At 68.8% G+C, this 17985-nt stretch carries 17 protein-coding genes; 6 read left to right on the top strand and 11 right to left on the bottom strand.

Annotated features, from left to right (window positions below; translation table 11 throughout):
• Positions 1–16: 16 nt before the first annotated feature.
• From rsmG to ACSVC7_RS15450, 5 genes are all read right to left on the bottom strand, one after another.
• Positions 17–631: a 16S rRNA (guanine(527)-N(7))-methyltransferase RsmG gene (gene rsmG, locus ACSVC7_RS15470; protein ID WP_448205197.1), complete on the bottom strand. Its 615-nt coding sequence runs from the start codon at positions 629–631 to the stop codon at positions 17–19.
• Complete coding sequence (gene mnmG / locus ACSVC7_RS15465) at positions 632–2500, bottom strand: tRNA uridine-5-carboxymethylaminomethyl(34) synthesis enzyme MnmG (RefSeq protein ID WP_448205198.1); 1869 nt, start codon at positions 2498–2500, stop codon at positions 632–634. It abuts the gene before it with no gap.
• A 79-nt stretch (positions 2501–2579) separates the two neighbouring features.
• On the bottom strand, positions 2580–3911 hold the full coding sequence (gene mnmE, locus ACSVC7_RS15460; protein ID WP_448205199.1) for a tRNA uridine-5-carboxymethylaminomethyl(34) synthesis GTPase MnmE: 1332 nt from the start codon (positions 3909–3911) through the stop codon (positions 2580–2582).
• A 17-nt stretch (positions 3912–3928) separates the two neighbouring features.
• Positions 3929–4288, bottom strand: a complete 360-nt coding sequence (locus tag ACSVC7_RS15455) for a (2Fe-2S) ferredoxin domain-containing protein (protein WP_448205200.1) — start codon at positions 4286–4288, stop codon at positions 3929–3931.
• Entirely contained in the window at positions 4285–4536 is a 252-nt protein-coding gene (locus tag ACSVC7_RS15450; protein WP_448205201.1) for a DUF6489 family protein, read from the bottom strand. Before ACSVC7_RS15450 ends, ACSVC7_RS15455 begins: the two co-directional genes overlap by 4 nt.
• A gap of 155 nt (positions 4537–4691) precedes the next feature.
• Between ACSVC7_RS15450 and ACSVC7_RS15445 the strand changes: the two genes are divergently transcribed.
• From ACSVC7_RS15445 to ACSVC7_RS15435, 3 genes are read left to right on the top strand one after another with little or no spacing between them, the layout of a single operon-like run.
• Complete coding sequence (locus tag ACSVC7_RS15445; protein ID WP_448205202.1) at positions 4692–6710, top strand: thioredoxin domain-containing protein; 2019 nt, start codon at positions 4692–4694, stop codon at positions 6708–6710.
• A 4-nt stretch (positions 6711–6714) separates the two neighbouring features.
• Complete coding sequence (locus ACSVC7_RS15440; RefSeq protein ID WP_448205203.1) at positions 6715–7209, top strand: methylated-DNA--[protein]-cysteine S-methyltransferase; 495 nt, start codon at positions 6715–6717, stop codon at positions 7207–7209.
• Between the two features lie 20 nt (positions 7210–7229).
• A complete protein-coding gene (locus ACSVC7_RS15435; RefSeq protein WP_448205204.1) occupies positions 7230–8204 on the top strand; it encodes a quinone oxidoreductase family protein in 975 nt (324 codons plus the stop codon).
• A 95-nt stretch (positions 8205–8299) separates the two neighbouring features.
• Here ACSVC7_RS15435 and dnaQ read toward each other — a convergent pair whose 3' ends face one another.
• Genes dnaQ through ACSVC7_RS15410 form a run of 5 tightly spaced genes read right to left on the bottom strand, consistent with a single transcriptional unit; the run spans position 8300 to position 11907 of the window.
• On the bottom strand, positions 8300–8977 hold the full coding sequence (gene dnaQ / locus ACSVC7_RS15430; protein ID WP_448205205.1) for a DNA polymerase III subunit epsilon: 678 nt from the start codon (positions 8975–8977) through the stop codon (positions 8300–8302).
• Positions 8970–9614, bottom strand: coding sequence for a dephospho-CoA kinase (gene coaE / locus ACSVC7_RS15425; protein ID WP_448205206.1), 645 nt, complete (start codon positions 9612–9614; stop codon positions 8970–8972). Before coaE ends, dnaQ begins: the two co-directional genes overlap by 8 nt.
• A gap of 12 nt (positions 9615–9626) precedes the next feature.
• Entirely contained in the window at positions 9627–10466 is an 840-nt protein-coding gene (locus ACSVC7_RS15420) for a shikimate dehydrogenase (RefSeq protein WP_448205207.1), read from the bottom strand.
• On the bottom strand, positions 10463–11074 hold the full coding sequence (locus ACSVC7_RS15415; RefSeq protein ID WP_448205208.1) for a Maf family protein: 612 nt from the start codon (positions 11072–11074) through the stop codon (positions 10463–10465). The genes ACSVC7_RS15420 and ACSVC7_RS15415 overlap by 4 nt, the downstream gene beginning before the upstream one ends.
• A complete protein-coding gene (locus ACSVC7_RS15410) occupies positions 11071–11907 on the bottom strand; it encodes a pyruvate, water dikinase regulatory protein (RefSeq protein WP_448205209.1) in 837 nt (278 codons plus the stop codon). The genes ACSVC7_RS15415 and ACSVC7_RS15410 overlap by 4 nt, the downstream gene beginning before the upstream one ends.
• Positions 11908–12357: 450 nt before the next feature.
• Between ACSVC7_RS15410 and hemE the strand changes: the two genes are divergently transcribed.
• The 3 genes from hemE to hemJ all read left to right on the top strand — a co-directional run bounded on the left by hemE (position 12358) and on the right by hemJ (position 14986).
• Positions 12358–13383: a uroporphyrinogen decarboxylase gene (hemE, locus tag ACSVC7_RS15405; protein WP_448205295.1), complete on the top strand. Its 1026-nt coding sequence runs from the start codon at positions 12358–12360 to the stop codon at positions 13381–13383.
• Positions 13384–13465: 82 nt separating this feature from the next.
• Entirely contained in the window at positions 13466–14533 is a 1068-nt protein-coding gene (gene hemH, locus ACSVC7_RS15400) for a ferrochelatase (RefSeq protein WP_448205210.1), read from the top strand.
• A gap of 24 nt (positions 14534–14557) precedes the next feature.
• A complete protein-coding gene (gene hemJ, locus ACSVC7_RS15395; RefSeq protein WP_448205211.1) occupies positions 14558–14986 on the top strand; it encodes a protoporphyrinogen oxidase HemJ in 429 nt (142 codons plus the stop codon).
• Positions 14987–15088: 102 nt separating this feature from the next.
• Here hemJ and ACSVC7_RS15390 read toward each other — a convergent pair whose 3' ends face one another.
• On the bottom strand, positions 15089–17794 hold the full coding sequence (locus ACSVC7_RS15390) for a cation-transporting P-type ATPase (RefSeq protein ID WP_448205212.1): 2706 nt from the start codon (positions 17792–17794) through the stop codon (positions 15089–15091).
• Positions 17795–17985: the final 191 nt, after the last annotated feature.

Below are 17985 nucleotides of genomic sequence, written 5' to 3'. Positions count from 1 at the left end.
CATCTGGGTCGCGGTCTTAGACACGGTCGATACCACTCACACGCAGGATGGTTCCGGTGGGGTCGGTCTGGCTGTCGAAGCGCTCGGTGCGCATCATCCAATATTTGGTAGTATCGGTCAATTCTTCCGCCACATTTTGGCCCTTCGGAAAGATCGCAACACCGCGGCTTCCGATGAACGGATGCGCCCAGGACAGCAGGTTGTTCAGGGGGGCGAGGGCGCGGGCGGTCACCACGTCGGCCTCAATGCCCGACACCGCCTCGATCCGCTTGTTGTGCACCGTCACGCGCGCACCGGCCGCGCGGGCCGCCTCGCGCAGGAAGGCGCATTTGCGGGCGTCGCTCTCGATCAGATGAACCTCCGGCACGCCCATGATGGCGAGCACCAAGCCGGGAAAGCCAGCCCCGCTGCCCAGGTCGACCAGCACCCGCACCGACTCCGGGATCAGCGGGAGGAGCTGAGCCGAGTCCAGGAAGTGCCGCCGCCACGCGTCGGGCAGGGTGGAGGGTCCGACGAGGTTGATCTTGGGCTGCCACTTGCGCAGCGTCGCCTCATAAGCGGCGAGACGGTCCAGTGTTTCACGTGAAACACCGGTCGCATCCCGAAACGCCGTAGCGTCAAACCCTGCCATTTACACCGCCACCTTCACATCGCGACGTTTCACATGGCGGAGCAGGGCGACCAGCGCCGCCGGAGTCATGCCGGGAAGACGCGCCGCCGCACCCAGTGTCGCCGGGCGGGCTTGGCGGAGCTTCTGCCGGATCTCGGCGGATAGGCTGCCGATGGCGTCCGGGTCCAGATCGTCGGGCAGTTCCAGCGCCTCGTCCTTGCGGAATGCCCGGATGTCCGCTTCCTGCCGGTCGAGATAGCCAGCGTATTTCCCGTCGATTTCCAACTGCTCGGCGATGTCCCCGGTGATCTCACCCAACTCCGGCCACAGGCGGGACAGAGTCGACAGGTCCAGATCCGGATAGCGCAGCAGGTCGGCGGCCGAGCGGCGCACGCCGTCCTGGTTCACCGGAATGCCTTGCCGCAAAAGCTCCGCCGGAGTGGCCTGAAGGGTGCGAACCAGCTCCCGCGCGGCGCTCAGGGCCGCCGCCTTCGCGGTGAAGGCGTCGCGGCGCTCCGACCCCACACAGCCGATGGCGAGACCCTTGGGCGTCAGCCGCTGGTCGGCGTTGTCGGCGCGCAGCAGCAGCCGGTATTCGGCGCGGGAGGTGAACATGCGGTAGGGCTCATTCGTGCCCCGCGTGATCAAATCGTCGATCAGAACGCCGATGTAGGCGTCGGCGCGGTCGAGCACGAAGCCCTCCGTCGACCCGCCCGCGACCATGGCAGCGTTGATGCCCGCCATGATGCCCTGCGCCGCCGCTTCCTCGTAACCGGTGGTGCCGTTGATCTGGCCGGCGAAGAACAGGCGCGGGACGCGCCGCGTCTCCAGCGTCGGCTTCAACTCGCGCGGGTCCACATAGTCGTATTCGATGGCGTAGCCGGGGCGGACCATCGCGGCCCGCTCCAACCCCGGCATGGTCTTCAGGAAGGCCAGCTGCACATCGCGGGGCAGGGAGGTCGAGATGCCGTTCGGATAGACGGTGTCGTCGTCCAGCCCTTCGGGCTCCAGGAAGATTTGGTGCCGCTCTTTGTCGGCGAAGCGCACCACCTTGTCCTCGATGGACGGGCAATAGCGCGGGCCGGTGCTTTGGATCTGGCCGGAATACATCGGCGCGCGGTGGAGGTTGCCACGGATCAGCGCGTGCATCTCCGGTGTCGTCCAGGTGATCGCGCAGTCGATCTGCGGCGTGTCGATCCGGTCCGTCAGGTAGGAGAAGGGCGGGGGCGGCGCATCGCCTGGCTGCTTCTCCAAAGCGTCCCAGTCGATCGTCTTCCCATCCAGCCGGGGCGGGGTGCCGGTCTTCAGGCGCCCGAGCGGAAAGCCGACGCGCGCCAGCCTGTCCGACAGTCCGATGGACGGAGCCTCACCGACGCGGCCGGCCGGCGTGGTCTCCTCCCCGATGTGGATCAGGCCGCGCAGGAAGGTGCCGGTGGTCAGGACCACCGCGCCGGCACCGATGGTCTCCCCGGCCCCGGTCACCACGCCGGACACACGCCCGGTGCCGTCGATGATCAGGTCCTCCGCACCGCCGGCTTCGATGGACAGGTTTTCCTGTTCCGCCAGGATCGCCTGCACCGCTTGTCGGTAGAGCTTCCGGTCAGCCTGGGCGCGCGGGCCGCGGACGGCCGGACCTTTGCTGCGGTTCAGGATTCGGAACTGGATGCCGCCCCGGTCGATGGCGCGGGCCATGACGCCGTCCAGGGCGTCGATCTCGCGCACCAGATGCCCCTTCGCCAACCCGCCGATGGCCGGGTTGCAGGACATCTCGCCGATGGTTTCCACCTTGTGGGTGAGGAGCAGCGTGCGCGCACCCATGCGCGCGGCAGCGGCCGCAGCCTCGCACCCCGCGTGGCCACCGCCGACCACAATGACGTCGAACGTTCGCATGCGCGGGACCATAGCGGAGTCGGTCGCTTGCGCCAAGCGCCGCGACGCGCGTCACCCATGTTTCACGTGAAACACAGGGTCACTTTCCGATGCAGAAGTCCCGGAAGATGACGTCCAGCAGGTCCTCCACATCCACCCGCCCCGTGATGCGCCCAAGCGCCCGGCTTGCCAGCCGCACATCCTCCGCCATCAGCTCGGGAAGGGGTGCCGTCAGCGCGCGGCGGAGGGTATCGCGGCATTCCTCCAACGCCGCGCGGTGCCGCGCCCGGGTGAGGGCAGGCGTTCCACTCCCGGCGAGCCGGTCGGCGGTAAACGCGGTCAAACGCCGTTCCAAGTCCCGCAGCCCAGCCCCGGTGCGCGCCGAAACAGGGATAGCCTCCCGGTCGGCAATCACCGGAGCATCACTGGCGGCAAGGTCAGTCTTGTTCAGCACGATCACCGTTTCCGCATCGACCAACGCTACCGTTGCCGGATCGAGCGCGGGCAGGGCGGTTGCGTCGAACACGGCAATCTTCACATCCGCCCGTGCGGCCCGGTTGAGCGCGCGGCGGATGCCTTCCTCCTCCACCTCGTCGGCGGCAGCCTCGCGCAGGCCGGCGGTGTCGGCGAGGACGACGGGATAGCCGCCCAGGTCCAGATGCACCTCGATCACGTCGCGGGTGGTGCCGGCGCGGGCGGAGACGATTGCTGCCTCACGGCGGGCCAATGCGTTCAGCAGGCTCGACTTGCCGGCGTTGGGCGCGCCGACGATGGCAATGTGCAGGCCCTCGCGCAGCCGCTCGCCCCGGCCCTTGTCATCCAGATGCGCGTCGATCTCCGAGGCGAGCGCGTCCAGCACCGGACGCGCCGCGTCCGACACGCCGGAGGGCAAATCCTCGTCGGGAAAGTCGATGTCCGCTTCGATGTGGGCGAGCGAGCGGGTCAGCCGCTCCCGCCAGCCGTCGTAGAGCTTGCCGAGCGCACCTTCCATCTGCCGCAGGGCCTGCCGGCGCTGGGCCGACGTCTCGGCATCCACGAGGTCCGCGACCGCCTCCGCTTCGGTCAAGTCGAGCTTGCCGTTCTCGAAGGCACGGCGGGTGAACTCGCCGGGCTCGGCGACGCGAAGGCCGGGCAGGGCGGACAGCGCCTCCACCACGCTAGCGACGACCGTGCGGCCGCCATGCAGGTGCAGTTCCACCACATCCTCGCCCGTGAAACTGCGGGGCGCGGTGAAGTACAGAACCAGGGCGTCGTCCAGCAACTCCCCGGTCTTCGGGTCCCGCAGTTTGGCGAGGGTTGCTTCACGGGGGCGGGGCAAGGGCCGGCCGGTCAGGGCGCCGAGCGCCGCGCCGGACGCCGGCCCCGAAACGCGAACCACCGCCACACCGGCGCGGCCGGGGGCGGTGGCGAGGGCGAAAATGGTCGCGGTCATCGCAAATTCCGAAGCGCTCAGCCGGCCTGTTCCGGCCGCAGCTCCTTCTGGTCCGTGGCGAGCATCAGGCGTTCGACGCGGCGCCCTTCGACCAGATGAGTCGTCAGGATCTCGTCCACATCGGCGGGGGAGTGGTAGGTGTACCAGACGCCTTCCGGATAGACGACCATGGTCGGTCCAAGCTCGCAACGGTCAAGGCAGCCGGCGGAGTTGATCCGCACCTTGCCGTCCAGGCCCAGCTCACGCGCGCGGGCCTTCATGTAGTCGCGGAGCTTTTCGGATCCCCGGGCCGCGCAGGACCCGCGTTTGTGCCCATCGGGGCGGAGGTTGGTGCAGCAGAAAACGTGGGCTTCGAAATAGGGCTTCGGATCGGTCACTTGCGTCCATCCTGTCCCAGGGCACTGGCCATCTGGGACCAAAACATTTTCTGAAGCTGCTCGATGCCCTGAATGCCCGCGGGCAGCCACGTCTTCATCATCGTTTCCGGATCCATGGCGTGCAGGCTGGCGTGCATGCGGTCCTGGATTTCCTGCATCATGGCGTCCTGCATCGGCTTCACGTCGGGCAGGCCCAGGAAATGGCGCGCCTCTTCGGGTGTGCAGTCGATGTCGATGGTGATCTTCATGGCCCCATTCCCTCGGAAAACGCGTGGATCGCAGGAAATTTAGGGTTGAGCGCCGCTTCGGCTCATGCCCCACTATACAGATAGGGAGCCCTGGCGCAACGGCACCACCGCGCCAGTTTATTCCCCGAACGCCCCACAGAACCGGAAATGCCGTCATGCCCTCGAATCGGCTTGGGGAAGAGACCAGCCCCTACCTGCTCCAGCACAAGGACAACCCCGTCCATTGGATGGCCTGGGGCACCGACGCCTTCGAGCGGGCGAAGCGCGAGAACAAGCCGGTGCTGCTGTCCGTCGGCTACGCCGCCTGCCACTGGTGCCACGTCATGGCGCACGAGAGCTTCGAGAATCCGGAGATCGCCGCCCTGATGAACGACCTGTTCGTCAACATCAAGGTGGACCGGGAGGAGCGGCCGGACGTCGATCAGATCTACCAGTCCGCCCTGGCGCTGCTGGGTCAGCCGGGCGGCTGGCCGCTGACCATGTTCCTGACGCCGGACGCGGAGCCCTTTTGGGGCGGCACCTACTTCCCGCCCAGCGCCCGCTACGGTCGCCCCGGATTCCCCGATGTGTTGAAGGGCGTGGCAGCGAGCTACCGGAGCAAGCCCGACAGCATCGCGCACAACGTCACGGCGCTGAAGGACGCGCTGGGCAAGCTGGCCCAGAACACGGCGGGCGGCGCGATCGAGATGGCCGTCCTCGACCAGATGGCCGAGCGGTTGGTGCGGGAGGTCGACCCGTTCCACGGCGGCATCGGCAACGCGCCGAAGTTCCCGCAGGTGCCGATCTTCGAACTGCTGTGGCGCGCGTGGCAGCGCACGGGCAAGGAGCCGTACCGGGAGGCGGTGACAAACACGCTGGCGCACATGTGCCAGGGCGGCATCTATGACCATCTGGGCGGCGGCTTCGCCCGCTATTCGGTGGACGAGATGTGGCTGGTCCCGCATTTCGAAAAGATGCTCTACGACAACGCCGAGCTTCTCGACCTGCTGACGCTCGTCTGGCAGGGGGAGCGGGAACCGCTGTTCGAAACGCGCATCCGTGAAACGGTCGGCTGGCTGCTGCGCGAGATGATCGCGGAGGGCGGCGCCTTCGCCGCGACGCTGGACGCCGATAGCGAAGGGGAAGAAGGCCTCTTCTACGTCTGGAACGAGGCGGAGGTGGACCAGCTGCTCGGCCCCGACGCGGCGGCTTTCAAGAGCGCCTATAGCGTCACGACCAACGGCAACTGGGAGGGCGTGACGATCCTGAACCGCCTGCACCGGATCGAGGCCCTGGACGACGCCACCGAGGCGACGCTCGCCCGCGCGCGCGCCATCCTCTGGGCGGAGCGGGAGAAGCGCGTCCGTCCGGGTTGGGACGACAAGGTGCTGGCCGACTGGAACGGGCTGATGATCGCGGCACTCGCCCACGCCGGCATGGCCTTCGGCGAGCCCGAATGGATCGCCGCCGCGCAGCGCGCCTTCGCCTTCGTCCGCGACCGCATGACCGAGCAGGGGCGCCTGCGTCACAGCTGGCGGGCCGGCAAGCTGAAACACGCCGCGACGCTGGACGACTACGCCCACATGGCGCGCGCGGCGCTCGCGCTGGTCGAGGCGACCGGCGACCCGGCGGCGCTGGAGCAGGCGCGGGAGTGGGTGCGGGTGCTGGATGAGCATTTCTGGGATCCGGCGGCCGGCGGCTACTTCTACACGGCCGACGACGCGCGCGACCTGATCGTCCGGACCAAGTCCGCTCACGACAGCGCCATCCCCAGCGGCAACGGCACGATGCTCGCCGTGCTGGCGACGCTCTACCACCGCACGGGCGAGGAGGCGTATCGGGAGCGCGCGGACGCGCTGGTCGCCGCCTTCTCCGGGGAGTTGGCCCGCAACTTCTTCCCGCTGCCCACCTTCCTGAACGCGGCGGAGCTGTTGCAGAACGCACTGCAGGTCGTCATCGTCGGCGATCCGGCGGGAGCGGACACGGCGGCGCTGCGCCGCGCCGTGCTCGACCGCTCGCTACCCAACCGCATCCTCAGCGTGGTTGCGCCGGATGCCGTCCTGCCGGCGAACCACCCGGCGCACGGCAAGGGCATGCAGGGTGGCGTGGCGACGGCCTATGTCTGCACCGGCATGACCTGCTCCCCGCCGGTGACCACACCCGCCGCCCTCGCCGAAGCCTTGCCGAGGAGATGACCGCATGGGACGCCTGACCGTCGACAGCCCGCTTGGCCCCCTGACCCTGATCAGCGCCGACGACGCACTCGTGGCGCTCGACTGGGGACGGCAGGGGGAGGATGCGCCGGATCCGGTCCTGGCCGAGGCCGCGAGCCAGCTCGCCGACTATTTCGCCGGTCGGCGGCGCGACTTCGACCTGCCGCTGGCGCCACGTGGAACGGACTTCCGGCAGCGGGTCTGGGCGGCGATGCTGGCGATCCCCTATGGCGAGATGCGAACCTACGGCGACATCGCCCGCGCGCTGGGCTCGGCACCGCGCGCGGTGGGCGGAGCCTGCGGGGCGAATCCGATTCCGGTCATCGTCCCCTGTCACCGGATCGTCGGTGGAGGCGGGTCGCCCGGCGGCTATTCCGGCTTCGGTGGGTTGGAGACCAAGGACTGGCTGCTGCGGCTTGAGCGCCGCCACCGCGTGACAGGCGATGCGGCCGGGGCTACGCTGACGCTTCAGCTCACATAAAAACAGGGAAGGGACCAACCATGGTTCACGCGATCCGCATCCACGAATACGGCGGACCCGAGGTGCTGCGCTGGGACGAGGTCGAAGTCGGGGAGCCCGGCCCCGGCCAGGTGCGCGTCCGCCAGACCGCTGTGGGGCTGAACTACATCGACACCTACCACCGCACCGGCGCCTACAAGCTGCCGCAGCTTCCGGCCGTGATCGGCATGGAGGCGGCCGGCGTGGTCGAGGCGGTCGGGCCGGACGTTACGACGCTGAAGGTCGGCGACCGCGTCGGTTACGCCATGGTGATCGGCGCCTATGCGGAATCCCGCCTGATCCCCGCCGACCGGCTGATCCCGCTGCCGAGCTGGATCGAGGACCGGCAGGCCGCCGCCATGCTGCTGCAAGGCATGACCGCGCAGTTCCTGCTGCGCTCCACCTACAATGTGCAGCCGGGCGACACGATCCTGGTGCAGGCCGCGGCGGGCGGCGTCGGCCTGATCCTGTGCCAGTGGGCCAAGCATCTGGGCGCCACGGTGATCGGCACGGTCAGCAGCGACGAGAAGGCGGAGCTGGCCCGCGCCCACGGCTGCGACCATCCCATCGTCTACACGCGCGAGAACTTCGTGAACCGCGTGAAGGACCTCACGGACGGGCAGGGCGTGCCGGTCGTCTATGACGGCGTCGGCAAGACCACCTTCATGGACAGCCTGGACTGCCTGCGCCCGCGCGGCTTCATGGTGCTGTTCGGCGCTGCCTCCGGCGCTGTGCCGCCGCTGGACCTGCAGGTTCTGGCCGCCAAGGGTTCGCTCTACGTCACGCGGCCAACGCTGGGCACCTACGTCGCCAAGCGCGAGGACCTGATGCAGAGCGCCGCCGACCTGTTCGAGGTGGTGCACGCCGGCGGGGTGAAGATCGCCGTTCAGCAGACCTTCCCGCTGCGCAACGCGGCAGAGGCCCACCGCGCGCTGGAATCCCGCGCCACGACCGGTTCGACCGTGCTGTTGCCGTAAGCGGTGGTGTTGGGTTTCGGCTGCACCTCAACCCAACCTACGAAAGCGCTTCGCCGTAGGTTGGGTTGAGCGGCGCGAAACCCAACGCCGGACCGCTATTCCGCGACCCAGAGCGGGTTCTTCAGCTTCTTCAGAAGCTCCGCGTGTGCCGACAGTTCCTCTTCGCTCGGGGCGTGGGGGCGTGGGGCGCGGAAGGGGCGATCGATGCGGATGGACGGGCCGCCGCTCGCCGAGGGGCCGGAGGCCAGCTGCAGGCCCGCCTGCCGCCCGCCCATAAGCTCCAGATACACCTCGGCCAGGAGCTGGGCGTCGAGCAAGGCGCCGTGGTAGGTGCGGCTGGAGTTGTCCACGCCGAAGCGCTTGCAGAGCGCGTCCAGGGTGGCCGGCGCGCCGGGAAACTTCTGGCGGGCCATCAGCAGCGTGTCGATGGCGCGGTCCTTCGGCATCACCGGATAGCCGGCGATCCGCAGCTCCCAATTCAGGAAGTGCATGTCGAAGGCCGCGTTGTGGATCACCAGCGGCGCGTCGCCGATGAACGCCACGAAGTCCGCCACCACGTCGTTGAACAGCGGTTTGTCGGCCAGGAACTCGGTCGTCAGGCCGTGCACCGCCACGGCGTCCGGCGGCACGTCGCGTTCCGGGTTGATGTAGCAGTGGAAGCTCTTGCCGGTGGCGATGTGGTTGTGCAGCTCCAGGCAGCCGATTTCGATCAGCCGGTGCCCTTCCTCGGGCTTGAAGCCGGTCGTTTCCGTATCCAGCACGATCTCACGCATGCACCACCTGTCCCGGCTGGTAGCCCCGCGGCGGCCACTGCCGGCCGCGAAGTCGTTTCACATCAGCAATTATTTCCCGCAGAGCCCTTCTGGTGCTTAGGCGCCCGTCGCCGGTGTTGACGACGTAGTCCGCGCGCCGCCGCTTTTCAGCGTCGGGCGTCTGCCGCGCCAGAATAGCGGCGAACTTCTCCGGCGTCATGCCCGGCCGTGCCAGCACGCGCGCCTTCTGCACGGTGAAGGGGGCGGAGACGACGACGGTGCGGTCCACCCGGCGCTCCCCGCCGGTCTCGAACAGAAGCGGGATGTCCAGCACCGCAACCTTCACGCCACGCCGGGCGGCGTGGCGGAGGAAACTCTGCTGCGCCTCGCGCACCTTGGGGTGCAGGATGGCCTCCAGCCGCTTCAGCGCCTCCGGGTTCCCAAAGACGGCGGCGCCCAGCGCGCGCCGGTCCACGGCGCCGTCGCGCACCACGCCGGGGAAGGCGGCGTCGATGGCCGGCACGGCGGCCCCGTGCCGGCCGAGCAGCCCGTGCACCACGGCGTCGCTGTCGCACACCGGCGCGCCCATGCTTGCCAGCATGCGCGCCGCCGTGCTCTTGCCCATGCCGATGGAGCCGGTGAGACCCAGGACGATCATGGCCGGTCCGCGTCAGCCCTGGAGCACGAAGCGCTTCAGATCCTCCGTCACCTCCGGCTCCGTGCCGAACCAAGCGGCGAAGCCGGGGCGTGCCTGGTGCAGCAGCATGCCGATTCCGTCCACCACGCGGTTGCCGCGCGCCTGCGCCGCTTCCAGCAGCGGGGTCATCAGCGGCGTGTAGACGATGTCGGTCACCACGGCGGCGGCGGACAGGGCGCGCAGATCGAGATCCAGCGCCGGCTGTCCGGCCATGCCCTGCGTCGTGGTGTTCACGACGAGGGATGCCCCCTCCAAAAGTGTTTCACGTGAAACCCAATCGGCGACCTCGATGGCCCCGCCGATGTCGGCGGCCAGTTCCTCGGCGCGCGCCCGCGTGCGGTTGACCAGCCAGACCAGAGGCGCGCCCTCGTCGAGCAGGGAGGCGACCACCGCGCGCGCCGCTCCGCCGGCGCCGATCACCAGGGCCGGCCCGTTGGACGCTTTCCAACCCGGCGCGCCGCTTTTCAGGTTCTCGATGAAGCCGAAGCCGTCGGTGTTGCGGCCCTCCAGCGAGCCGTCCTCGCCCACGACAATGGTGTTCACGGCGCCCATGCGCCTGGCCGTGGCGTCCAAGCGGTCCACGGTGCGGTAGGCCGCCTCCTTGTGCGGGACGGTGACGTTGCAGCCGCGGAAGCCCAGGGCGGGCAGGGCGCGGATGGCGTCCTCGATGCGCTCCGGCGGGACGGCCAGCGGCACATAGGCGCCGTCGATGCCGTAGCGATCGAGCCAGTAGCCGTGCAGCCGGGGAGACCGCGAATGGCCGACGGGCCAGCCCATGACGCCGGCCAGCTTTGCTTTTCCCGAGAGTATCATTCCGTGATCACCCCATGCGCCCGCAGGAACCCGAGCAGCGGCAGCAGCGGCAGCCCCAGGATCGTGAAGAAGTCGCCGTCCACGCGGTGGAAGAGCTGCGCGCCCAGGCCCTCCAGCTGATAGGCGCCGACAGAGTGCAGCACGCCTTCGCCGGCCGCGTCCAGATAGGACTCCAGAAAGGCGTCGCTGAAAGGGCGCATGGTCAGGCGCGCGCGGTCAATCTGGTGCCACAGCCGCTCCCCGTCGCGCACCACGACGGCGCAGCTGACCAGCCGGTGCGTCTTGCCGCGCAACGCCTTCAGCTGTTCGCGCGCAGCGTCGCGGCCGCTCGGCTTGTCGAACCATTGCCCGTCGCATTCCAGCATCTGGTCGGCGCCGATCACCAGCGCGCCGGGATGCTTGCGCGTCACGCGCTGTGCCTTCAGCTCGGCCAGCGCCTCCGCCACCTCGTCCACGCCGATGCCCTGGGCACGGGCGGCGAGTTTCACCTCCTCCTCGTCCACCGCGGCGGGGGCGAGGGTGACGCGCACGCCGGCGCGCTCCAGCATCTCCGCGCGCGTCCTGGAGCCCGAGGCCAACACCACGCCCACCTTATTCTCAGGGGTCATGCCATCGGCCCTCCAGGCAAGCCGCCGCTCTGGCGCCGGGCGAGCAGCATCATGATCTCCGCCGCCGTCTCCTCGATGGAGCGTCGGGACACGTCGATCACCGGCCAGCCGCGCCGGCTGAACATCCGCCGCGCGTCGGTCACCTCGGCCCGCACCACCTCCGGATCGACGTAGGTGGAGGACTCGTTCTGGTTCAGCAGCTTCAGCCGGTTGCGGCGGATCTGGACGAGCCGGTCCGGGTCCTTGGTCAGGCCGACGATCAGGGGGCGGGTCAGCTTCTCGATCTCCGGCGGCAGGGGGCAGCCGGGCACGATCGGGATGTTGGCCGCCTTGATGCCGCGGTTCGCCAGATAGATGCAGGTCGGCGTCTTCGACGTGCGCGACACGCCCATCAGGATCACGTCGGCCTCGTGCAGGTCCCAGCTCGACTGCCCGTCGTCGTGGGCCAGCGCGAAGTCCATGGCGTCCATGCGCCCGAAATACTCCGCGTCCAGCGCGTGCTGGCGGCCCGGCTGGCGCTGCGACTCCACGCCCAGGAAGGCGGCCAGCGCGTTGATCAGCGGATCCAGCACCGGGATGCAAGGCACCTGCACCTCGCGGCAGAAGTCCTGGAGCCGGCGGCGCAGCGTCTCGTCCACCAGCGTGAACATGACGAGGCCCGGATTCTCCTGGATGCCTTCCAGCACCATGTCGAGCTGCCGGTCAGTGCGCACGAGGTTCCAGAAATGCTCGACCGGGCGCACGTCGTCGAACTGGATGACGCAGGCGCGCGCCACGCTGTTGATGGTCTCGCCCGTGGCGTCCGACACAAGATGCAGATGGAACTGTCTCATCCGTCCCCAATGTGTTGTGGAGAACCCGGTCCAAACCTGTGGACAACGGGGATACTCCTGATTCCATCCCAAGGAGCGGGACTCACCGCCCCCGCTGGAGCCCCCTTCGGGACAAGTCCGGCGTCCTCTTCGGAAGATGGGAACAACCGTCCGCGCGGACCATGTTATCCACGGGATTCCCATGCTTCGAGATATAGCATTCCCGCCATTTCCGGCGGAAGCGTCCGGAGTCGTCCACATCACGCCGGATCCGTCCACAGAACGCGGGGCAGCCTGTGGATGACTCCGGGCAAAGCGGGGATTCCCGTTTTCCACAGGCTTCCACCACCCCATCTTCCTTTCTCTTCTTAAAAAGAATACTGAGTAGGAGGTGAAGCCCGAGGGACGTGTTTCCGGGGCGACAGACTTCTTAATAGGGAACGAAACGCCGTGTCCGAGACCGTCAAGCCGATGCTCGCCGCCCTTGCCGGGGAGGTGCGCCCGCGCCCGCCCTTCTGGCTCATGCGCCAGGCCGGCCGCTATCTGCCGGAATACCGCGCGCTGCGGGCCAAGGCCGGCAGCTTCCTGGACATGTGCTACAACCCCGACCACGCGGTCGAGGTGACCTTGCAGCCGCTGCGCCGCTACGACATGGACGCGGCGATTCTGTTCTCCGACATTTTGGTGGTGCCGCACGCGCTGGGCCAGCCGCTGGCCTTCCAGGAGGGGGAGGGGCCGAAGCTCGACCCTGTGAGAAACGTGGAAGACCTGAAGCGGCTGTCGCGCGACCGCTTCCACGAGCGGCTGGAGCCGGTCTACGAGACGGTGCGGCGGCTTTCCAAGGCGATCCCCGCTCACACCACGCTGATCGGCTTCGCCGGCGCGCCCTGGACCATCGCCTGCTACATGGTGGAAGGGGCGGGGTCGAAGGAATACGCGCATGTGAAGCGCTGGGCCTACGGCGACCCGGCGGGCTTCGCTCAGCTGATCGACCTGCTGGTCGAGGTGACCGCCGATTATCTCTGCACGCAGATCGAGTCCGGCGCCGAGGTCGTGCAGCTGTTCGACAGCTGGGCGGGCGTCCTGCCGGCCGGCGAGTTCCGCCGCTGGGTGACGGAACCGACGCGCCGCATCGTCGCGCTGATCAAGGAACGGCACCCCACAGTTCCCGTCATCGGTTTCCCGCGCGCTGCGGGCCTCTGCTATGAGGACTACGTGGCCGACAGTGGGGTGGATGCCGTCGGGCTCGACACCACCGTCCCGCCCCTCTGGGCGGCCCGCAATCTGCAATCCCGCCTGCCGGTGCAGGGCAACCTGGACCCGATCATGCTTGCGGTCGGCGGCGAGGCGCTGCGCAAGGCGGCATGGGAGATCCTGGACACGCTGGCCGGCCGGCCCTTCGTCTTCAACCTGGGCCACGGCGTCATCCAGACCACCCCGCCGGAGCATGTCGCCGAGCTGGCGCAGCTGATCAAGAGCTGGCCCAACCGGGGCTGACGAAAGCGGGGCTGAAAAGGCGGCTAAAAAGTATGAGGGAGGGGCTGGACAGGAGAGCGGTCACGCTCCAGTTTACCGCTCCATGCCAGTCCCACCCTCCTCTCCCCATCGCGCGCAGCGAATCGCAGTGGTCCTCTTCAACCTCGGCGGCCCGGACAGCCCCGAGGCGGTGAGGCCGTTCCTGTTCAACCTGTTCGCCGATCCTTCGATCATCCGCATCCCGAACCCGATGCGGTTCCTGCTGGCCAGCTTCATCTCCGGCCGGCGCGCCAAGGCGGCGAAGGACATCTACGCCCAGATCGGCGGCCGGTCGCCGCTGCTGGAGAACACCCAGGCGCAGGCCGACGCGCTGGAGTCCGTGCTGACGGGGCAGGGGCTGGAGGCGAAGGTCTTCATCGCCATGCGCTACTGGCACCCGATGAGCGCCGAGACGGCCGCCCGGGTGAAGGATTACGCGCCGGATCTCGTGATTCTGCTGCCGCTCTACCCGCAATTCTCGACCACCACGACCGGATCCAGCGACCGTGTGTGGCGCGAGGCGGCGAAGACCGTGGGGCTGACCGCGCCGACGAAGCTGGTCTGCTGCTACCCGACGCAGGCCGGCTTCATCGACGCCTCGGCCGCGGTGATCCGGCCGCTCTACGAGAAGGCGCTGAACCACGGCAAGCCGCGCGTCCTGTTCTCGGCGCATGGGCTGCCGAAGAAGGTCGTGGCCGGCGGCGACCCCTACCAGTGGCAGTGCGAGCGCACGGCCGAGTCCATTGCCGCGGCGCTGGGGATCGAGGATCTGGACTGGCTCAACTGCTACCAGAGCCGCGTCGGCCCGCTGGAATGGATCGGCCCTTCCACCGACGAGGAGATCCGCCGCGCCGGCCGGGACGGCGTGCCGATCCTGGTGGTGCCCATCGCCTTCGTGTCGGAGCATTCCGAGACGCTGGTGGAGATCGAGATCGAATACCGCCACCTCGCCAAGGAGGTCGGCGTGCCTTGGTTCGGCCGCGTGCCGACCGTGGGGGTGGAGCCGGCCTTCATCGACGGGCTGGCGCGGCTGGTCCACCAGTCGGTCGCCACCAAAGCGCCGATCTGCGCCCAGAACGGCGGCCAGCTCTGCCCCGCCGGATTCTCCGGCTGCCCCCAGCAGTCGAAATAAGAAACCGCAAGAAAGGGGACTCCGGTGCTCTACCTCTGGGTCAAGGCGCTGCACGTCATCAGCATTATCGCCTGGATGGCCGGGATGCTCTACCTGCCGCGGCTGTTCGTCTATCACTGCGAGGCCAAGCCGGGCTCCGAATCGTCGGAACGGTTCAAGGTGATGGAACGCCGCCTGATGCGCGCCATCATGAACCCGGCGATGATCGCGGCCTACGTGTTCGGCATCACGATGATCGTGCTGAATCCGGATTGGCTCCACCAGGGCTGGCTGCACGCCAAAATCCTGTTCGTGCTGGCGCTCAGCGCCGTGCACGGCATGATGTCGCGCTGGATGAAGGACTTCGCCGCCGACCGCAACACGCACCCGCAGCGCTTCTTCCGCATCATGAACGAGGTGCCGACCCTGCTGATGATCGGCATCGTCATCTTCGTGATCGTGAAGCCGTTCTGACGTCGTAGCCCTTCTGACGTCGTAGGTTGTGTTGAGCCCCCAGGCTCAACACAACAAGCGTTCCGCCGCGTGTTGTTGGGTTTCGCTGACGCTCAACCCAACCTACGATGCGTCCTGCAAACGCCGGTTCACGGCCTTTTCCGCCTCCACGATCAGGAACACCGCCACCCCGGCGCTGGTCATCCAGGCCCAGTCCGCCCACCCAACCGCCGCCGTGCCGAACAGGCGCTGCATCGAGGGGGCGTAGGTGAAGGCGACCTGCAGCGCCAGCATCAGGACGATGGAGATCCACACCGGCCGGCTGCCGAACAGCCCCTGCCGGTTCAGCACGGACGCGCTGACCGCACGCGCGTTGAACAGAAAGGCGATCTCGCCGATCACCAGCGCGTTGACGGCCATGGTGCGGGCAACCGGTGCCGGGTCACCGTGCCCCTCGTGCAGCAGGAAGAACCCGAAGCTGGCGGCGACCAGCAGCGCCATCACCAGCACCATCCGCCCGATCAGCACGCCGGTCAGGATCGGCTCATCCGGCGGGCGGGGAGGGCGCTTCATCACGTCGGCCTCCGGCGGCTCGAAAGCCAGCGCGAGGCCCAGCGTCACCGCCGTCACCATGTTGACCCACAGGATCTGCACCGGCGTGATCGGCAGGGTGTAGCCGGCCAGCACCGCCACCAGGATCACCAGCGCCTGGGCGCCGTTGGTCGGCAGCAGGAACAGGATCGTCTTGCGCAGATTGTCGTAGACGGTGCGGCCTTCCTCCACGGCGTGGGCGATGGAGGCGAAGTTGTCGTCGGCCAGCACCATGCTGGCGGCCTCCTTCGCGGCCTCCGTGCCCTTGCAGCCCATGGCGACGCCCACGTCGGCGCGCTTCAGGGCGGGCGCGTCGTTCACGCCGTCACCGGTCATCGCGACCGTGTGCCCCTCCGCCTGGAGCGCGCGAACAAGCCGCAGCTTGTGCTCCGGCGTCGTGCGGGCGAAGACGTCGGCGTCGCGGGCCACGGCCGCCAGCGCCGCGTCGTCCATGCGGTCGAGCTGCGCCCCGGTCACGGCCTCCCCCTTGAGGTTGAAGCGCTGCCCAATGGCCTGCGCGGTGCCGGCGTGGTCGCCGGTGATCATCGTTACGCGAATGCCGGCTTCCTGGCAGCGCCGGACGGCGGCGATGGCCTCCTCCCGCGCTGGGTCAATCAGCCCGCAGAGTCCCAGCAGCGTCAGCCGCTCCCGCACATCCGCCATGGCGAGTCCAGAGGGGTCGGCGGCGCGCCGGGCGAGCGCCAGCACCCGCTGTCCCCGGGCGGCCAGGGCCTCCACCCGCGCGTGCCACGCCGCCGTGTCCAGCGGCTGCGGCCCGTCAGCACCGAGCACGGTCGCGCACATCGCCAGCACCCGCTCCGGCGCGCCCTTCACGTACAGCACGCCATGCCCGGAACCGTTCCGGTGCAGGGTCGCCATGAATTTGTGCTCGGACTCGAAGGGGATCACGTCGGCGCGGGGGTGCCGCTTGGCCTCCGCGCGGGCGTCCAGGCCGGCTTTGCGCGCCAGGACCAGCAGGGCGCCGTCGGTTGGGTCGCCGGACACCGTCCAGTCGCCGGCCTCGTCCCGCTGCAGCGCCGCGTCGTTGCACAGCAGGGCGGCGCGGGCTAGTTCCGGCAGCACCGGTTCGGAGGATGGTTCCACGGCGGCGCCGTCGCGCTGGAAGGCGCCCTCCGGCCGGTAGCCGGCGCCAGTGACGGTGTAGCGGCCCTCCGCCGTCACAACCGTCTCCACGACCAGCTCGTTGCGGGTCAGCGTGCCAGTTTTGTCGGAGCAGATGACCCCGACCGAGCCCAGCGTCTCCACCGCCGGCAGGCGGCGGATGATGGCGTTGCGGCGGGCCATGCGGGTGACACCGATGGCCAGCGTGATCGTCATCACCGCCGGCAGCCCTTCCGGGATCGCCGCGACCGCCAGCCCGACGGCGGCCATCACCATGTCGGGCCAGGGCTCCCCCTGCACGAATGTGCCGAACAGGAAGGTGAGGGCGGTCAGCGCCAGGATGCCGATGGTCAGCCAACGGCCGAACACGGCCATCTGGGCCAGCAGTGGCGTGGTCAGCTCCTCCACGCCCGCCAGAAGGCTGCCGATGCGCCCCAGCTCCGTCGCGTCCCCCGTGGCCACCACGACGCCGACGGCCTGTCCCTGGGCCACCAGCGTGGCCGAATAGGCCATGCCGCTGCGGTCGCCCAGCGGGGCGTCCGGCTCCACCGGATCGGTGGTCTTGGCGACGGGGACGGATTCGCCGGTCAGGGCCGCCTCCTGCACGCGCAGGCCCTTGGCGTGGACCAGCCGCAGGTCGGCCGGCACCCGATCGCCGGAGGCCAGCAGCACCCGGTCGCCGGGCACCAGCTCCTCCGCCGGGACGGTCGCCTGACGGCCGTCGCGCAGCACCACGGCCTGGGGGGACAGCATGTTGCGGATCGCGTCCAGCGCCTGCTCCGCCTTGCCCTCCTGCACGAAGCCGATCAGCGCGTTGATCAGCACCACCCCGGCGATCACCGCCGCGTCGGTCAGGTGCCCCAGCAGCAGCGTCAGGACCCCGGCGCCGATCAGCACATAGATCAGCACGTTGTCGAACTGCGCCAGGAAGCGCCGAAGGCTGGAGCGGCGGGGCGGCGGGGTCAGCCGGTTCGGTCCCCAGCGGTCGAGCCGGGACCGCGCCTCCTCCGGCGACAGGCCGCCCTCCGGGCTGTCCAGCGAGGCCAGCGTCTCCGCCGCCGGGCGTGCGTGCCAGGGCGGGGCAGGCGCTTCGGATGTTCGGTCTTGCAGGTCCATGGAAGTCCGTAAGGGGCTGAGTCGATCACCCACCTGTGCATGTCGTACCGGATGGGCAAAAACACCAGGGGTTGCGGCGCCGGGTCCTGTACCGAATAGTCCACGGTTTCGCTTTCGTTTGACTTGCAGCGAACGATCCGCTAACCATTTCATTCACCACGGGGCGGCAAGCCTCGCGGGACCCCACACCC

The organism is Azospirillum mesophilum (assembly GCF_053470405.2).
This window is presented reverse-complemented; position numbering and strand designations above follow the sequence as displayed.

What these genes read in the sequence shown, in the direction of transcription:
- rsmG (WP_448205197.1), bottom strand. Translation starts at nt 631, where the DNA reads ATGGCAGGGTTTGACGCTACGGCGTTTCGGGATGCGACCGGTGTTTCA.
- mnmG (WP_448205198.1), bottom strand. Translation starts at nt 2,500, where the DNA reads ATGCGAACGTTCGACGTCATTGTGGTCGGCGGTGGCCACGCGGGGTGC.
- mnmE (WP_448205199.1), bottom strand. Translation starts at nt 3,911, where the DNA reads ATGACCGCGACCATTTTCGCCCTCGCCACCGCCCCCGGCCGCGCCGGT.
- ACSVC7_RS15450 (WP_448205201.1), bottom strand. Translation starts at nt 4,536, where the DNA reads ATGAAGATCACCATCGACATCGACTGCACACCCGAAGAGGCGCGCCAT.
- ACSVC7_RS15445 (WP_448205202.1), top strand. Translation starts at nt 4,692, where the DNA reads ATGCCCTCGAATCGGCTTGGGGAAGAGACCAGCCCCTACCTGCTCCAG.
- ACSVC7_RS15440 (WP_448205203.1), top strand. Translation starts at nt 6,715, where the DNA reads ATGGGACGCCTGACCGTCGACAGCCCGCTTGGCCCCCTGACCCTGATC.
- ACSVC7_RS15435 (WP_448205204.1), top strand. Translation starts at nt 7,230, where the DNA reads ATGGTTCACGCGATCCGCATCCACGAATACGGCGGACCCGAGGTGCTG.
- dnaQ (WP_448205205.1), bottom strand. Translation starts at nt 8,977, where the DNA reads ATGCGTGAGATCGTGCTGGATACGGAAACGACCGGCTTCAAGCCCGAG.
- coaE (WP_448205206.1), bottom strand. Translation starts at nt 9,614, where the DNA reads ATGATCGTCCTGGGTCTCACCGGCTCCATCGGCATGGGCAAGAGCACG.
- ACSVC7_RS15420 (WP_448205207.1), bottom strand. Translation starts at nt 10,466, where the DNA reads ATGATACTCTCGGGAAAAGCAAAGCTGGCCGGCGTCATGGGCTGGCCC.
- ACSVC7_RS15415 (WP_448205208.1), bottom strand. Translation starts at nt 11,074, where the DNA reads ATGACCCCTGAGAATAAGGTGGGCGTGGTGTTGGCCTCGGGCTCCAGG.
- ACSVC7_RS15410 (WP_448205209.1), bottom strand. Translation starts at nt 11,907, where the DNA reads ATGAGACAGTTCCATCTGCATCTTGTGTCGGACGCCACGGGCGAGACC.
- hemE (WP_448205295.1), top strand. Translation starts at nt 12,358, where the DNA reads ATGCTCGCCGCCCTTGCCGGGGAGGTGCGCCCGCGCCCGCCCTTCTGG.
- hemH (WP_448205210.1), top strand. Translation starts at nt 13,466, where the DNA reads ATGCCAGTCCCACCCTCCTCTCCCCATCGCGCGCAGCGAATCGCAGTG.
- ACSVC7_RS15390 (WP_448205212.1), bottom strand. Translation starts at nt 17,794, where the DNA reads ATGGACCTGCAAGACCGAACATCCGAAGCGCCTGCCCCGCCCTGGCAC.